Source organism: uncultured Microscilla sp. (genome assembly GCF_947493425.1).
Lineage (GTDB): Bacteria > Bacteroidota > Bacteroidia > Cytophagales > Microscillaceae > Microscilla.
Genome location: NZ_CANLRP010000012.1, coordinates 15,926 through 31,789 on the forward strand (window position 1 = coordinate 15,926; position 15,864 = coordinate 31,789).

Here is a 15,864-nt window from a genome sequence, read left to right on the forward strand (position 1 = left end):
CCTCTTTTAGAGATGAATCAGCACTTGTTTAAAGCGTTCGTTTACAGGAGGGTTTGAACAAGCGCTAAAAAGTGCGCAAAACTAAGGGATTAAGAAGTATGGCACAAGCCAAAAAACTAAACACTTTCTGACGACTATTCAAAAACCTTTGTAAATTTACCCCTCAACTTGTAAGATATTTGATTAGGCAGCACCCTGAGGTAGTTATTCAATATGTACTTACAACCCCAAAACTTAAACAAATCGGATGCTAATGGATAGAAAATATATTTTCTCATTATTGCTGGTGTTGAGCGGTGTTTTTTTGACTGTGACAAACGTGCAGGCACAAGACAAAAAAGAGAAGGATAAAGACAAAATAGAACTTTACCAGAGGTATACACCCATTTCGTGGTTTTATAACGAATATTGGGCACAACCATTTGCTACTACTGCAATACAAAGCCTCCATACGGTGCTTTTTCCACGGATTAATGCCAACGCCAAAATACTTGACTTAATGTGTGGCAGTGGGCACGTGACCAATGCCTTGAAAAAACGAGGTTACAAAATGACAGGGTTAGATGCTTCAGAAGGCATGCTCAATTTTGCCAGAGTTAACGCTCCAGGAGTACCTTTTATGTTAGATGATGCCCGTCTTTTTGATATCAAAGATGAGTTTGACGCTGTCATCTGTATGAATAATGGTTTGAACCATATCTTGCAATGGAAAGAGTTGGTAATGGCGTATAGCAAAGTGTATGCATCGCTCAAAAAAGGAGGTTACTTTGTGTTTGATATGAGCCTGGAAGAGCACTACAAAAACTCATTTTCTAAGCAACGCAACTGGGTAGAGCGCGACAATTTTTCTTGTTTGTATAACTTTAGCTACAATCCTCAAGAGCGTTTGGGAGCTATAGATTTTGTGATGTTTTTGGCAAAACAACCCGCCAAAACTCCAGAAGAAAAAGCGGCGCAGGTATGGGGGCGGGTGTCGTGGAGGGTAACTCAATACTGTTACTCGCACCTTAAGGTTATAGATGCACTTGAAAAAGTAGGTTTTACTGTAATTAAAGTATACGACGGGCAAGATGACTTGAAAAGAGGCGCGTATAACAAAGGGCGAAGGTATTATTTGTGCCAAAAGAAATAAATAGTTGTTGAGGGCAAGTTTTTAACAGACTTGCCTTTTGAATTTTGTCTGCCTAAGTCCACATTGGTAAACAAATCTGAATAGGCAAGGTTATTTTTATAGTTTTACTCAATTACTGAGTCATTATTAAACAAGTTCTATACACCAAATATCATGATGGACAACAATCACTTATTTATAGAAGCAGTACGAAGTGGTAACCTGAGCACAGTTAAGCAACACTTGAGCAAGTACCCTGAGGCTGTCAATCAAAAAAACGCACAAGGTTTTACTCCTTTGATTTTGGCGGCTTATTATGATCAGTTGCCTGTAGTAGCTTATTTGATTGAGCAGGGCGCTGACATTTCGGCTGTAGATGCCTCTGGCAATACCGCGTTGATGGGAGCTTGCTTTAAGGGCTACGAGCAACTGGTGAGCCAGCTTATTGCCTTGGGAGCGGATGTAAACGTGCGCAATGTACAAGGAGCAACTGCTTTGATATATGCGTGTATGTTTGATAAGCAAGCCATTGCCCAGTTATTGCTGGAACATGGAGCAGATGCCTCTATTAAAGATACCCAAGGCAACACTGCCCTTGACCATGCCAAAGCCAAAGGACTGAAGTGGGGAGAAGAACTATTGCAGGTCTGAATAGCGAAAGATTTGCCACCAAGTAAGAGAAGCCGCTTTATTTATAAAGTGGTTTTTTTGTAATAGAATGCCTGTAAATGTGCCAAATCCTTTGTATCTTTCATGAGACTACATGATTACTATGACAAATCAAGGATATTCGGGAACTCCATTGGTAAAAAAGCTCGGCATTAAGCCTGGGTTTCGAATGTATGGCTACCAGTTGCCACAAGATTACTTTCATTGGTTTGACAGCCTGCCCGAAGACCTCCACCTTTTGCCCGAAGAATCATTTGAAGATGTACTGGCTGAATCGCTGGATTTTGTGCATGCGTTTTTCACAGAAAAAAAAACACTCGAAGAAATACTACCTTTGGTGAAAACCAAAATAAAAAAGAATGGCATGGTATGGGTATCGTGGCCTAAGAAAACCTCTAAGGTAGTAACTGATCTCGATAGCCACTTGGTGCGTATGTATGGACTTGAGTGTGGATTGGTAGATGTAAAGGTTGCAGCCGTAACCGAGGTATGGTCGGCAATTAAGTTTATGTACCGGATCAAAGACCGCTAAAAAAAGGTTGAGTCTGCGTTTAGGCGAAACGAAAAAACGAGCTCCTGGAGCAGACTCAGAAATAAATAGGGTTACTTATAGCAATACTCCGCAGTGATTTTAGTCAAAGTTGTTTGCTGGTGATCAGTTATTTATGAATTTAAAAACTGTTTAATTGGGTGTTTAGGCGTAAAACCGAAACACTTGTAAAAATAAAGTGAGTACACAATCTTAATATACGCCACTGGTTTACAGTATTTAATAAGGTGAACATTTACTCAAATCAGCTATGAACTATCGACTAAATACTTCTAACTACGCTTTTTGTAAATAACTGAAAATCAGTGCGATACAAAAGAGTGGTTACTTGTGAACCGAATCTACAGCTTGCTGTGATGAGCTCAACGGAGTTAAACAGGGTGTAGCACCGATATTCATCGGTATCCAAGGACTTGAAGCTTGCCCCTGTCAAGGCTATGGACTATTGTTATAGTTTAGAGTGAGATCCGTCACACAAGGGTTGCCCATTGGTATGTTTGCAACCACAAAAATAGACCGTTTTGTCTTCTTCAAATGATTGTTTGTGTGGGGTAAACTCAGAACCTTTGTGTTTTCCGTCACAAAAAGGTTGATTGGCGCTCTCTCCACAGCTACACCAGAAGTAATTCTTGCCAGCCACTACATCTACAGCGTAAGGGGTTTTTTGAGCAATTTTTGGGTCAGCCATAATAATAGATTTTGTTTTAAATTTAATTGAACATTGGTTACAGGGATAACCCCCAAGCCAGCTAAATAGTTACTGAATAAAGATATTTAGAATTAGAAAAAATCTAAATAAGACAATACTAGTAAATACCAACATACTATATTGCTAATGGGTTGTTTTTCAGGTACTTTTTTGCAAACTATAGTATAATGGTGTTATTTTGATGTTTGACACCAATTTGAATCGAAAAGTCCACTTTTAGTCTTCATCTACCCTGATTTATCTGGGGCATTTGCTGTGCAAAATCAAATGACCTGTGCAGCGAATAATTTGCTGCAGCAGGACTTTTCAACTTTTTTGAAAACTATACGAATGAAGATATTTCGCTTTGTAATTCTTTTTTCTTTTACGTTGGCGCTTACTTATGTGCTCAATAGTAAATTTGAGAATACTCCCTGGCAAAAAGTGAATCAAATGCCTGCCTTGGGGAAGTTTTTCAATCCTTTTGAGGGCTTTTGGCAAAACGCCGAGTCTAAAAAGGTAAGCGAGAAAGTTGACCTTCAAATACCTGGTTTGCACGACAAGGTAGAGGTAGTGATAGATGATCGGATGGTACCGCATATTTTTGCCCAAAACAACCATGACTTATATATGGCGCAAGGCTATATTACCGCACGGTTTCGTTTATGGCAGATGGAGTTTCAAACCTACGCTGCAGCAGGTAAATTGTCTGAAATATTGGGAGCAAAATACATCAACTACGATCGTTACCAACGCCGCATTGGTATGTTGTATGCTGCCGAAGTGGCAGTCAAAGAAATGATGGCAAACGAAACTTCTCGCGTGGTAGTAACTGCCTATAGTAAAGGCGTAAATGCCTACATCCAACAGTTAGAACCCAAAGACCTCCCCCTTGAGTATAAGCTGCTGAGCTATAAGCCCCAACCCTGGAGCCCACTTAAAACTGCTTTGCTGCTAAAATATATGTCCAAAACACTGACCATGCGTAGCCATGAATTGGAAATGACCAATGCATTGCAAAAACATGGCAAAGCAGTGATAGATGAGCTGTTTCCCAATTACCCACTTCGTCATGATCCCATCATTCCAGCAGGTACCAAATGGAATTTCAAAGAATTGAAAGTACCCAAACAACCCACCAAGTATGTACCTGAAGATTTACATAAACAATTGATAGAGAAACGATTGACTGAAAAACAAGCAGTAGGAGTTGGTAGTAACAATTGGGCCATTAGTGGCGATAGATCGGCCACCGGTTATCCTATACTTGCCAACGATCCTCACCTAAAGCTCAACTTGCCTTCTATTTGGTTTGAGGTACAATTGATAAACCCCAATGTAAATGTGTATGGAGTGAGCTTGCCAGGTACACCTTGTGTTGCGATTGGGTTTAATGAGCAGGCAAGCTGGGGAGTAACCAATACGGCGGCTGATGTGATTGATTTTTATCAGATCAATTTTAAGGATAGCACTTTACGTGAATATTATTACGACGATAAATGGAAGACTACTACCCTAAGAATAGATACAATTAAGGTAAAAAACAAACCTACAGTTTATGATTCTATCTATTTTACCCATTACGGGCCAGTAGTGCTTAAGCCAGGTGAAAAACATTTTTATGGTACCAGAGGGCTTACCCGCCCTGGCTTAGCCATGCGTTGGCTTGCCCACGACCCTTCCAACGAATTGCTGGCTTTTTATCAGCTCAACCGGGCAAAAAGTTACCGCGATTACACCAAAGCACTGGCTGGTTATGCTTGCCCTGCCCAAAATTTTGTGTTTGCCGATAACCAAAAAAACATTGCCATTACTTCCAAGGGAAAGTTTCCGGTGAGATGGGAAGAACAAGGTAAGTTTATTTTAGACGGGTCAAACCCTGACCATGAATGGCAAGGCTGGATTCCTAATAAGTATAATCCTACCATCAAAAACCCCGAAAGAGGTTTTGTAAGCTCTGCCAATCAGTTTCCGGTAGATACGCTTTACCCTTATTATCTACATTGGAGCTATGCCACTTATGAGCGAGGCATGCGAATTAATGAGCAGTTGGCACAAATGAAAAAAGCTACCCCCGATAGTCTGATTGCCTTGCAAAACGACAATTTGAACCTGAGAGCAAGAGACTTATTACCTGAAATGCTCAAGCATATAAATGTAGCCCAACAAAAAGGCTTGTATAAAGATGTTTTTGATAAAATCAAGGCTTGGGATTATCAGCAGGTAAGCAAGGCGGTAGGTCCTACGGTGTTTAGGTATTGGTGGAGGTTTTTGTATCGGGCTATTTGGGAAGACAATTTTCCTGCTGATAGCATGATGATTTACCCAAAGGCAGATAAGACCGGAGATTTAATTTTGCTCAATGACTCTATTCCTTCCCGGTGGTTTGACAATGTAAGAACTACTCAGGTAAAAGAAACGCTGGGCGATTTGGTAAACAGTAGCTTTAAACAAGCCGTAGACTCTTTGAAAAAATACTATGGAAACAAAGTGACGAACTGGACCTGGGCTAAAGAAAAAACAACGACACTTTTGCACCTTGCTCGTTTGAAACCTTTTAGCGTATTGAACCTGCCTACCAATGGAGGTGCCCGCATTGTAAATGCTACCACCGAAAGAACTGGCCCTTCATGGCGTATGGTAGTAGCCCTAGGCAAAAGACCTAAAGCTTATGGTATTTATCCAGGAGGACAGTCTGGTAATCCTGGAAGCTTTTATTATGATAATTTTATCAAAGATTGGCAAAATGGTAAACTTAAGCGCTTAATATATATGCAAAGCTACAAAGAGAGTGGCAAACGACTGAAAGTAAGAATGACCCTAAATAAATAGTTTTGAGCGATAGTGCTTGAGAGTTCTGTAAAATAAAGTTACCTTTAGGTAAGGTTTATCTGGCAAACAATTGGGTATTTGATTGACCCAAAAAGTGAATTGCAAGGTGAGGGTATAAGGTGTTTGGTCTTGAGGTAATATTAAGCAAAGGAATAGCGTTGAAGAAACATATAGTTTGTTTGTACCTTGGTATAGTGGTATATAAGACCTGCATTCACAAAGCAAAAAATTTGAAGAGATGAAAAAGTATCTTGTTTTTTTTTACATCAGCATGCTCATATCCTGCAGTTGTTTTGAGCTGCACGCCCAAAAACAGGTCACAGTAAAAGGTTTTATTGTAGATAAAAAAGGCAAGGCACTTCAGAATATAGACATTAGAGATTTTAACGGAAACCACATTACATTTACCGATTTCAAGGGGTATTTTCAGTTTTTATATGCCAACGAACTTGTCTTTGAGTTACCTTTTCAGGTAAAACAAGACGATAAACCTCCCTACACATTTAAGTATTCGGGCAAAGAATTGACCTTACAAATTACCAATAAAGGGTTGGTAGACATTACCGGAAGAAAAACTGCCATCATAAAGAAAGATACTACCAAAGCCACCGATACCAGCCAAAAAAAAACCTCTCCTGTGCCACTACCTGTGGTAACAAAGAAAATAGAAAAAGACGCTCCTTCTGTAGTAAAAATTAAAAAGCTATCGGCAGAGCTGGATAAAATCAATAGCGAACTTGAAGCCACCACCCGGCAGCTTACTGAGTTGAAAAAACTCAATGGGCAAAAAATTGATAGTTTGCAACAGTATGTCAAGTATCTTGTAAAAATGCTGGAAAGCAACAATGTAGAATATAAGAAAGTGGCATCGCTGGCGGGCAAAAAAACATTGTTGGAAAAAGACCTGGAGATTCGGATTCAAAAGATAAAAACCAATCTTGCCGAGAAAGAGCGAGATTTGGCAAGAGCCAAAAATGACCTGACCGAAGAGGAAACCCGCCGTGCTACCTGGGTTTTTAGTTTGGTTGCCCTGGCATTGATCATTATAGCTGCCCTGATGTACCAAAGCAGTAAACGTCAGAAAAAAGCCAACGTATTACTCAGTCAAAAAAATGATGAAATAAGCCAACAACGTGACGTGATAGAAATAGAACGACAAAAATCAGAGGGGTTGTTGCTCAATATATTGCCCAGGCAGGTAGCCGAAGAATACAAAACCAAAGGCAGGGTAGATATTAGAAACTACGAACGAGTGTCGGTGATGTTTACCGACTTCAAAGGTTTTACAAAAATCTCAGAAAAAATGCCCCCTGAAGAGGTTGTAGAAGAACTCAACTATTGCTTTTCTACGTTTGACGAAATTACTGACAAGTACCAAATCCAAAAGATAAAAACTATAGGAGATGCGTATATGTGTGCCGGGGGCATACCCGACCCTAACACTACCAACCCTGTAGACGTGGTACTTGCAGGACTTGAAATACAGTTCTTTATGAAACAACGACGTGAAGAGAAGCAAAAAGCTGGAGAAGATTATTGGCAGTGCCGTTTGGGGGTCAATACCGGAGATGCGCTGTCAGCAGTGATTGGTAAAAGTAAGTTTACGTATGATATCTGGAGCGATACCGTAAATACTGCCAGCCGCATGGAAAACAGCGGAGAGGTAGGCAAAGTAAATGTAGGTCAAAATACGTATGAGTTAATCAAAGAATTTTTTGAGTGCGAACATAGAGGGAAAGTAGCCGCCAAAGGCAAGGGAGAGTTAGATATGTATTTTGTATACAGGCTCAAGCCCGAATTAAGTGCTGATGAAACTGGGGTGGTTCCTAATGCCAACTATGATAAACTCAGAGAAGAAAAGTTTTTAAGCATCACTGCAGTGACCAAAAGTTAACCAAATGCATCATAGAAAAGCATCAACCAAGCCTTGTTTTGCCGCCAAAACAAGGCTTGATTTTAGGGAGCAAACAAGAAATAACGAACCCATTTTGCAGCTGCGCTTTTGTCCCGAGACTTTGTTACTCTTTGCAGCCATAGCTCTACTATGACTTTAAAAAGTGCCGTGTCTCAGAATAAAATAGCTATCAAAGAACCGGTATCCTATTTTTTAATTGCTCTCTTATGAAAGAGCTACCCTGTGGTGCTCTATACTGACGTAGGCGTATACTCAGAGGCAAGCATAGAGAACAAAATCAGAGAGTGGTGCCCTGTTTCTTTTTTTACATGCTCTCTCAATATCCCTTCTTTTTTAAACCCTTCAACTTCATACAGATGAATGGCGCGTTGGTTGCCTTCTAGTGCATCTAACCAAAACTTATGGTATTTGAGCTCCTCGAAGCAATATTTTTTGAGCAATTGGATGGTTTCGTGACCAAAACCCTGCCCTTTTTTATTGATGACAATGCGGCGACATTCCAAGACTTGATTGGGATTAGACAACCCCGCAAGAATAGCAAAGCCGAGCAACTCATTGTCTTTTGCATGCCAAATAGAAACATGAAGCTCGTCTTCATTGTTTATTACTTGCCCATGCCGTTGGTAAGAGTAAGGAGTCAGGTAAGGTTTATTGTCACTATGAGTTTCCATGCTCATAATTTTATACACATCGTTTTTTTGAGTCGAAACCAACTTTAATCTTTCTGACTCAATTAATATTTCTGGATTGGCAAAATTTGAAGTCATTAATTATTCGATATATAGGTAAGTGTTGAATAAATGTCACATAATACCTCAAGCTTATACCGTCAAAACATCAAAAGCTTGAGTGTAAGCAATCTGTAAAAACACAGTGCTGCAATGGCAATTTATTTCTGTAGGATTGCTTATGTCAATACTCCGCAGTGATTTTAGCCAAAGTTGATTACTGATTAACTTCGTTGAGCTCGCCGTAGCAGAGCTACAGGCTCGGTTTACAGAGTTTAATAAGGTAAACATTTACTCGAATCAGCTACGGACTATGGACTAAATACTATGGACTATTGTTATGTAATAATAATAAATATTTGACTAGCTTAAAATGATTAGACTAAAAAAGTACTATTGCGCGGGGTGCGCTAACAAAAAAGTTTTATAAAGTGCTTGCAGCTGAGTGTCTATGTTACACAACACGCTCAAATTTGCCTCAAAAGCATCTAAGCTGGTTCGTAATTGTTGATGCTCATAAAAAGCTATAGAGCGTACAATGCGAGATAGAGCTTGGGTATGTTCTTTGTGTAGTTGCTGAAACTCATACATCTGGCTTACATTATAAAGAATATCAGGTGGCCAGTGTTGAGGCATTTGTAAGTAACGGGAAGTGTTCCAGGCAGTGTATTTTAAGTATACAGGGGCAAACCTAAGTTTAGAAATAGATAAGACAGAATCTTTAAGGTGTTGACGGATTTTATGGAGTAATTGGTTATTTTTGGGTTGGCTGGTGTTGAGCAAGCTTTGGTTTTGTTTCACCTCTGCAATAATATCTTTAAATATCACCTGGGCTTTGCTGTTATGTTGGTAGGTGTCCCAAATATTATTCAATCGAATGGCCAAAAATATAGCTGCCATAAAAAGCACGAAATATATCAAAGTAGATAGTAATGGTATTTTGTTCATTGCTTAATCTTTGTTATGGGGTACTTGCTGCCTTTATTTGCCAAAACCGTTTCCCTCTTTTATTTGTCATTGAATGCCCTAAGTTACCACTTTTCATAAAAATACCATTTTTTTTAGACTCCTCTTTGTGTTTTTCTTGTTGAGGTTGGTGTCCCGGAACGAAATTATACCCTGCCCGTTATCTGAAGGCAAAATTTGAAGAGAGTTCAAACTAAAAGCCTTATTTTTGTGTTTTCATAATTAATACAAAATATTAAGTGGATAAAATATGAAACAAGCAACTCCAAAATATACTACTATATACACAGAGTCAAATCCAAACCCTAATTCTCTGAAATATGTCATCAACTATATGTTGGTGCCCGATGGTACTACGTTTGACTTCCCAGATGCCGAAACTGCCCAACAGTCGCCATTGGCAGCCGAGCTATTCAGTAAGTTTAGCTATGTAGACCGGGTGTTTATGATGAGCAACTTTGTAACAGTAACCAAAAAAGAGGAGGCTGATTGGCATGACGTTGCGGGTGAGATAAAAGAGTTTTTGCAGGGCTACCTTGAAGAGCAAAGACCTTTATTGACTCAAAATATTCAGGATGAGTACGACAAAGAGTTGAATAAAGATGAACCCGAAATAGACCGTAAAATCAAAGGCATTCTTGAAGAATATGTGCGTCCGGCGGTAGAGTCTGATGGAGGAGCCATTAACTTTCACTCTTATGAAAATGGGACTGTAAAAGTACTTTTGCAGGGCTCTTGCAGCGGCTGTCCTTCTTCTATGGTTACTCTTAAGTCAGGCATCGAAAACTTGCTTAAGCGTATGTTGCCCGAAGATGTAAAAGAGGTAGTAGCAGAAGGCGTGTAAAACTACAAAACTCACCCATTGAACTTCGTCTTTGATTGTTGCACTTCTTCAAAAAACAGAGACTACCTTCTTTGGGGTTACTTTATTTTTTTACTAAAGGGAGGACAAGAAGTTGTCGCTCCCTTTTTATTTGGTAAAATTTTGATAGTCAATAGTTTCGTTTGTACCTTTAAACCTGGCTGTTTATTCAATTACTCAAAAAAATTAGCAACTTGGGTTGGCAATCCTACATAAAAGAGTTTGGTACTTATCTCAAACTGGAAAGAAGCTTGTCAGAAAACTCGCTGGAAGCTTATTTACACGATATTCAAAAGTTCAGCGATTATCTGGAGATGGCAGGTCTAAGTATGCTTCCTGCCGAGGTAAAAGCAGACCATATCAAAAAGTTTTTGTCATACCTTGCCAAGTTGGGCATTGCAGCTAGTTCGCAAGCGAGAATACTATCAGGAATCAAAGCCTTTTACAAATACCTGATGCTTGAAGAAACGATAGAGCGTGACCCTAGTGTAAATGTACATACCCCCCGAATTGACCGAAAAATACCCGACGTATTGAGCCTGCAAGAAATAGAAGATTTATTAGCAGTAATAGATTTGTCTACGCCAGAAGGTGCCCGCAATCGGGCAATGATTGAGGTGTTGTATAGTTCGGGCTTGAGGGTAACAGAGTTGATAGAACTTAAAATTAGTAACCTGTACTTGGATATAGGTTTTTTGAGAATTATAGGTAAAGCCAACAAAGAGCGTTTTGTTCCTATTGGTCGGGAAGCAGCCCGTTACTTGACCAGCTACATAGAAAATGTACGCAGCAATGTACCTGTAAAACCCAACAACGAAGATTTTGTGTTTTTAAATCGCCGAGGTACCAAAATATCCAGAGTAATGGTATTTATGATCATCAAAGATATAGCGCTCCTTGCCGGCATCAAAAAAAACATCAGCCCACATACCTTCCGTCACTCTTTTGCTACCCACCTTATACTAGGCGGAGCCAACATCAAAGCTGTACAAGAAATGTTGGGGCACGAAAATATTACCACTACCGAAATATACAAGCGTTTAGACCAGGACATTTTGCGTCAGACCTTGCTCGAATTTCATCCCAGAAGCTAAAAACTATTACTTTCTCTAAAATATCATTTGTTTTTAGAACTATTTTACCATCCAAAACGGTTACAATCATTTGAGTAGATTTACTTATACACTAATAACAAATGGTATGTCAAACACTACACTAAAACCAAAAGATGAAGCCCCCCTGCTTTTGGGGCGGCAGAAAATGCTGGCTTGGTCAATTCTTATTTTGCTTGCCATAGTATGGGGCAGTTCTTTTATCTTGATGAAAAAAGGCTTGTTGGTCTATCCACCCCTACAGGTAGCGGCGTTGAGGGTAGGTTTTGCCTTTATTTTTTTGGTAGGTTTAGCAGTGGTTCGTTTCCGAAAAGTGCCCAAAAATAAATGGAAAGCTTTGTTTGTATCAGGGTTGGTAGGTGTTTTTATTCCTGCCTTTTTGTTTCCATTGGCACAAACCCACGTAGACAGTGCCATTACTGGAGTGTTAAATGCGCTCACTCCTATGTCAGCCCTGGTTTTGGGTGTAGTTATTTTTCGCCAAAAAACTGTCAGAACAAAAGTAGTAGGTATTTTGATAGGTTTTGTAGGAATCATCTGCTTGATCTTTACAAATGCCAATGGAGGGGCGAGTTTCAATGCTTATGCTTTGTTTGCCATTGCAGCCACTGTGTGTTATGGGTTCAACCTCAACTATATCAAGCACTACCTCCATGACATGAAGTCGTTGGATATATCAGTGTTTTCTATCAGCCTGGTAGGACCATTTGCTTTAGTATATTTATTTGCTTCTGACTTTGCCACCATTTATGCCCACAAAGAGGGAAGTGTTTTGGCTTTGGTATATATTGCTATATTAGGCATAGCAGGTACTGCTATAGCGCTGGTTTTATTCAACAGACTGTTGCAAATGACCAACCCTATTTTTGCCAGTTCAGTGACCTATTTGATTCCATTGGTGGCTATTATTTTGGGGGTATTAGACAAAGAGGAGATACTGCCTAGTCATTACATAGGTATGACAATTACTATTCTGGGGGTGTGGCTTGTCAACCGAAAATAAAGTTAAAATGCCTCAGTAACCGTCATATACACTGCCTGGCTGTCACGTCCTCGTCCATAATCTATACGAAAATTCATGTTTTCTTGCTTGTTGACCATAAACCTAAGCCCTATACCATAAGAATACTTGGCTTTGCTCCATGAGAAATCACTGGTTTGATCAAAAACATCGCCTATGCCAGCAAAGCCCACCATACCTAAACGCCAGAATAAATGACGGCGGTATTCTATTTGGGTGCCTACAAAGTTTTTATCCCGAAAACGGTTCATGGCATAACTTCTCAGAATTTTTTCGCCTCCGGCAAAAGCCATAAAAAGAAACGAGGGATCACCTGAGTTAAGATTAGCTACAGTATTGGTAGCCAATACTTGTTTGTTGCCAAGGTCAAAATACTTATTAAAAGTAAAATTAACATTAGAATAGTTGAAAGTACTGCCAAGTTTGGAGTTGTAGTTGTATTTTGAGAATTCCAACAAAAAACCTTTAGTAGCATTGACTACATTGTCGCGTTTGTCGATGGTAAAAATGAGCCCAAGCCCTGAGTTAAGTCCTCCAGAAATACCTGGTACATTGTCTAATACCTCAGACGTTGAGTTTTCAAAATTGATATTGTAAGTATTGGCATAGCGGTATTCTAAACCAAGAAAAACGTTGGGTGCAAGCTTTTTTGCCAGAGATGTGTTAAAAATAAGCGTGTTGTGTACATACGATAACTCATTGTATTGTTTGGTGTTATTGCCTACCCCATAAAACAAATCAGGGTATACTTTAAACCTGAAAAAACCTTTGGATATATATGATTCATTGGGTAAAAATATATTCCACCCAGCTTGAATGTCTACCTGGTTGTTGAGTGTGTACTCAAAAATAGCCTGGGCATACGATAAACGTGTTTCTTTATTTGTGTTGTTTTTTGTACCTAGGCGAAAATAATAAATACCCAGTCCTCCAAAAATCAATTCTGTATCTGGTTTATAAAAAATGAAAGGAGAAGCTAAAAAGCCATTTTTCTTTTTTTCTTTTTTCTTGAGAGGTTTATAGGGGGGGACTAAAGCCTGCGTGTATACGCGCCCAACCCTTGATGAAGAGTCAGCAGGGGTAGACAGTGTATCTTGGGCAAGACCTACTTGTATAGTAAGTAAGATTGCAGTAATTGTATGAAGCGTTTTTCTGATAATACCCATAGGGCAGTTAAATTCTAAGGATTATACCATCTCATCAATATTAAAAATACCAAGCGTTTTGTGGCTATATGCTTACTATCTTGACCAGTATAATGGCATAAGAATATGTATTGTATATATTAACCTACGATACTAACGTAAATTAAGGGGCAAAATTAGCAGAAAAGTTAACGCTTTTATGCTTTTTCCTTTGCTTTTGTTACTGACGACAAGAAAGAAAGTAAAACATACATTAATAAAATAAACGGAATCGCTAAAAACTTAAATAGTACAAAAAGTAATACTGACAAAAACATAAATGTATACCGGATTTTATTATCAGTCCAGCCAAAGTTTTTGAACTTAAGCGAAAACAGTGGTAACTCTGCTACCAACAAAAAAGACAAGGAAATTGTTATAGCAAACAAAGTAACAGGTTGTTCAATAAAGGTTTTGTAAGCTGGTTGTTGGTGAATGATGAGTGGCAAAGAACCTACAAATAAAGCAGCCGAAGGCGTAGGAAGACCTATAAATGAATCGGTTTGGCGGGTATCTATATTGAATTTGGCCAACCGCAATGCCGAAAAAACAGTCAATAAAAACCCCCCATAAGCGGCCCATTTTGGCTCATTTTGGGCAAGCAATTGAAACAACACCATTCCTGGCAATACGCCAAAAGTGACCATGTCAGCGAGCGAATCAAGTTGTTTGCCTATGTCAGAATATGCCCGTAGCAAGCGTGCCGCCAATCCATCGGCAAAGTCAAATACCATTCCTGCCAATATAAAGTAGACTGCCTCGGTGAGCTTGCCCTGACTGGCAGCTACTATACCTACACAACCACAAAGCACGTTGCCACAGGTAATCATATTAGGAATATGTTGTTTCATAGCTTATCAAGTATTTCTTTTTTCTTCTGGTTGAGCGTGATTTTTAGGCACCAGTACCCAGCGCAAAAACAATATAAATAGCAATGGTGCAGACCCAAAACCGCCAATTACCAGAGGTTGAAACCACAGTTGCCAAAAGTCGTTGACTTTGACGATCTGGGGTTTTTGGGGTAAGTACAATAGGTTGAGTGAGCCTCCCTTTGGAATGAGGGTGGTATCGGTTTTGCCCAAAGCAGCAGTATGTATGATGGTATCTTTCTTTGCTGTTATATATTGTATTACAGGACGGTATACCTTGCGTTGTTTTTTGTAGGCAATAATTCTCCCTTGTGTTTTGACTGCTTTATTTACAAATTGCTTTTGTGTGAAATAAAAAAATGCAGCCGCTGACCACGAAAAGACGGCAAATATGGCTAATATGACTATTGTCCAAAAAAAAGGAGGTCGTTTCTTTTTCATTTTCTAAATGACAGGTTAGCCAATGTTTTGAAGATTTACAAAAGGGTTAAATTGTTTTTCATACCCTATGGTTGTTTCAGGACCATGCCCGGTATATACTGTTACATCATCATCTAATGCATACATTTTAGTGCGAATACTATTGACTAGATCTTCGTGACTGCAACCAGGGAAATCGGTGCGCCCAACGCTGCCTTTAAATAACACATCACCATTGATCACAAATTTTTGATCACGATTCAAAAAAGCAATATGTCCGGGAGCATGTCCAGGTACAAATAAAATTTCCAGGCTGGAGTTACCAAATGCAATGGTGTCTTCTTCGCTCACAAAAACATCTGGAGTAGACTCAATAAATGGCTTGATTTGATAAATCTCAGAAGCTGTTTTTGCTGCTTGTAAAGTAGGTACATCTAACCGATGCATGTGTAACTTTACATTGTATTTATCTTTGATAAACTGATTGCCAAATACGTGGTCTATATGGCAGTGGGTGTTCAATAATTTGACTACTTTCAGTTCATTTTGTTCAATAAAATCAGTCAATACTTTGTGTTCGCTCGACGAGTTGCAACCAGGGTCTATGATTACAGCCTCTTTGGTTTTGTCATATAGTACAAAAGTGTTTTCCTGAAAAGGATTGAAAGTGAATTTTTGAATCTGAATCATAAGTCTTAATGTTTTTTACAAATATGAGCGCAAGTTAATATAAATTTGGAGAAGTTAATGTGCATAGCCCGATCCTGTATTGATTGCTAGTATTGGCGTAATATAACGATTGAATTGTTTGGTAGGAATGGATTTTGGGTAAACTCATCAAGGGTTTATAGTTCGATAGCTTGTTAGAAATACCTTTTAACCCCCGTAAAAACCCCTAATTTTGAGGGCTACCTGAAGAATATATAAATAAATAATT

At 39.1% G+C, this 15,864-nt stretch carries 15 protein-coding genes; 8 read left to right on the forward strand and 7 right to left on the reverse strand.

The genetic code is table 11. The annotated features are described in order from the left end of the window. Window positions 1-253: 253 nt before the first annotated feature. From Q0954_RS05535 to Q0954_RS05545, 3 genes are all read left to right on the forward strand, one after another. A complete protein-coding gene (locus Q0954_RS05535; protein WP_299454716.1) occupies window positions 254-1,132 on the forward strand; it encodes a bifunctional 2-polyprenyl-6-hydroxyphenol methylase/3-demethylubiquinol 3-O-methyltransferase UbiG in 879 nt (292 codons plus the stop codon). Between the two features lie 153 nt (window positions 1,133-1,285). After that, window positions 1,286-1,762, forward strand: coding sequence for an ankyrin repeat domain-containing protein (locus Q0954_RS05540; RefSeq protein ID WP_366916715.1), 477 nt, complete (start codon window positions 1,286-1,288; stop codon window positions 1,760-1,762). Between the two features lie 121 nt (window positions 1,763-1,883). Then, entirely contained in the window at window positions 1,884-2,312 is a 429-nt protein-coding gene (locus Q0954_RS05545; RefSeq protein WP_299454717.1) for a DUF3052 domain-containing protein, read from the forward strand. A 466-nt stretch (window positions 2,313-2,778) separates the two neighbouring features. On the opposite strand, the gene Q0954_RS05550 is transcribed toward Q0954_RS05545, so the two are convergent. Further along, window positions 2,779-3,018, reverse strand: a complete 240-nt coding sequence (locus tag Q0954_RS05550; protein WP_299454718.1) for a CDGSH iron-sulfur domain-containing protein — start codon at window positions 3,016-3,018, stop codon at window positions 2,779-2,781. A gap of 351 nt (window positions 3,019-3,369) precedes the next feature. Between Q0954_RS05550 and Q0954_RS05555 the strand changes: the two genes are divergently transcribed. After that, window positions 3,370-5,850 (forward strand): penicillin acylase family protein, encoded by a 2,481-nt coding sequence (locus Q0954_RS05555; protein ID WP_299454719.1) that lies wholly within the window; start codon window positions 3,370-3,372, stop codon window positions 5,848-5,850. 238 nt (window positions 5,851-6,088) lie between these two features. Then, window positions 6,089-7,744: an adenylate/guanylate cyclase domain-containing protein gene (locus Q0954_RS05560; RefSeq protein WP_299454721.1), complete on the forward strand. Its 1,656-nt coding sequence runs from the start codon at window positions 6,089-6,091 to the stop codon at window positions 7,742-7,744. A gap of 251 nt (window positions 7,745-7,995) precedes the next feature. Here Q0954_RS05560 and Q0954_RS05565 read toward each other — a convergent pair whose 3' ends face one another. Both Q0954_RS05565 and Q0954_RS05570 read right to left on the reverse strand, forming a co-directional pair. Continuing rightward, complete coding sequence (locus tag Q0954_RS05565; protein WP_299454722.1) at window positions 7,996-8,436, reverse strand: GNAT family protein; 441 nt, start codon at window positions 8,434-8,436, stop codon at window positions 7,996-7,998. Window positions 8,437-8,886: 450 nt separating this feature from the next. Beyond that, window positions 8,887-9,441, reverse strand: coding sequence for a hypothetical protein (locus Q0954_RS05570; RefSeq protein ID WP_299454724.1), 555 nt, complete (start codon window positions 9,439-9,441; stop codon window positions 8,887-8,889). A gap of 268 nt (window positions 9,442-9,709) precedes the next feature. Here Q0954_RS05570 and Q0954_RS05575 point away from each other — a divergent pair, with 268 nt between their 5' ends. The 3 genes from Q0954_RS05575 to Q0954_RS05585 all read left to right on the forward strand — a co-directional run bounded on the left by Q0954_RS05575 (window position 9,710) and on the right by Q0954_RS05585 (window position 12,436). Next, window positions 9,710-10,303 (forward strand): NifU family protein, encoded by a 594-nt coding sequence (locus Q0954_RS05575; RefSeq protein ID WP_299454727.1) that lies wholly within the window; start codon window positions 9,710-9,712, stop codon window positions 10,301-10,303. 212 nt (window positions 10,304-10,515) lie between these two features. Next, a complete protein-coding gene (gene xerD, locus Q0954_RS05580; protein ID WP_299454730.1) occupies window positions 10,516-11,415 on the forward strand; it encodes a site-specific tyrosine recombinase XerD in 900 nt (299 codons plus the stop codon). Between the two features lie 106 nt (window positions 11,416-11,521). Then, window positions 11,522-12,436, forward strand: coding sequence for a DMT family transporter (locus Q0954_RS05585; RefSeq protein ID WP_299454733.1), 915 nt, complete (start codon window positions 11,522-11,524; stop codon window positions 12,434-12,436). Between the two features lie 2 nt (window positions 12,437-12,438). On the opposite strand, the gene Q0954_RS05590 is transcribed toward Q0954_RS05585, so the two are convergent. From Q0954_RS05590 to Q0954_RS05605, 4 genes are all read right to left on the reverse strand, one after another. Beyond that, a complete protein-coding gene (locus tag Q0954_RS05590; protein WP_299454735.1) occupies window positions 12,439-13,620 on the reverse strand; it encodes a BamA/TamA family outer membrane protein in 1,182 nt (393 codons plus the stop codon). A 176-nt stretch (window positions 13,621-13,796) separates the two neighbouring features. Beyond that, a complete protein-coding gene (pssA, locus tag Q0954_RS05595; RefSeq protein WP_299454738.1) occupies window positions 13,797-14,489 on the reverse strand; it encodes a CDP-diacylglycerol--serine O-phosphatidyltransferase in 693 nt (230 codons plus the stop codon). Between the two features lie 6 nt (window positions 14,490-14,495). Further along, window positions 14,496-14,948: a DUF3592 domain-containing protein gene (locus Q0954_RS05600; protein ID WP_299454741.1), complete on the reverse strand. Its 453-nt coding sequence runs from the start codon at window positions 14,946-14,948 to the stop codon at window positions 14,496-14,498. Between the two features lie 15 nt (window positions 14,949-14,963). After that, window positions 14,964-15,617: an MBL fold metallo-hydrolase gene (locus Q0954_RS05605; RefSeq protein WP_299454743.1), complete on the reverse strand. Its 654-nt coding sequence runs from the start codon at window positions 15,615-15,617 to the stop codon at window positions 14,964-14,966. Window positions 15,618-15,864: the final 247 nt, after the last annotated feature.

Bases quoted from the DNA above. Each gene is read 5' to 3' on its own strand.
- Q0954_RS05590 (WP_299454735.1), bottom strand. From the start codon at position 13,620: ATGGGTATTATCAGAAAAACGCTTCATACAATTACTGCAATCTTACTT.
- Q0954_RS05540 (WP_366916715.1), top strand. From the start codon at position 1,286: ATGATGGACAACAATCACTTATTTATAGAAGCAGTACGAAGTGGTAAC.
- Q0954_RS05560 (WP_299454721.1), top strand. From the start codon at position 6,089: ATGAAAAAGTATCTTGTTTTTTTTTACATCAGCATGCTCATATCCTGC.
- Q0954_RS05605 (WP_299454743.1), bottom strand. From the start codon at position 15,617: ATGATTCAGATTCAAAAATTCACTTTCAATCCTTTTCAGGAAAACACT.
- Q0954_RS05555 (WP_299454719.1), top strand. From the start codon at position 3,370: ATGAAGATATTTCGCTTTGTAATTCTTTTTTCTTTTACGTTGGCGCTT.
- pssA (WP_299454738.1), bottom strand. From the start codon at position 14,489: ATGAAACAACATATTCCTAATATGATTACCTGTGGCAACGTGCTTTGT.
- Q0954_RS05565 (WP_299454722.1), bottom strand. From the start codon at position 8,436: ATGGAAACTCATAGTGACAATAAACCTTACCTGACTCCTTACTCTTAC.
- Q0954_RS05600 (WP_299454741.1), bottom strand. From the start codon at position 14,948: ATGAAAAAGAAACGACCTCCTTTTTTTTGGACAATAGTCATATTAGCC.
- Q0954_RS05550 (WP_299454718.1), bottom strand. From the start codon at position 3,018: ATGGCTGACCCAAAAATTGCTCAAAAAACCCCTTACGCTGTAGATGTA.
- Q0954_RS05535 (WP_299454716.1), top strand. From the start codon at position 254: ATGGATAGAAAATATATTTTCTCATTATTGCTGGTGTTGAGCGGTGTT.
- Q0954_RS05575 (WP_299454727.1), top strand. From the start codon at position 9,710: ATGAAACAAGCAACTCCAAAATATACTACTATATACACAGAGTCAAAT.
- Q0954_RS05545 (WP_299454717.1), top strand. From the start codon at position 1,884: ATGACAAATCAAGGATATTCGGGAACTCCATTGGTAAAAAAGCTCGGC.
- Q0954_RS05585 (WP_299454733.1), top strand. From the start codon at position 11,522: ATGTCAAACACTACACTAAAACCAAAAGATGAAGCCCCCCTGCTTTTG.
- Q0954_RS05570 (WP_299454724.1), bottom strand. From the start codon at position 9,441: ATGAACAAAATACCATTACTATCTACTTTGATATATTTCGTGCTTTTT.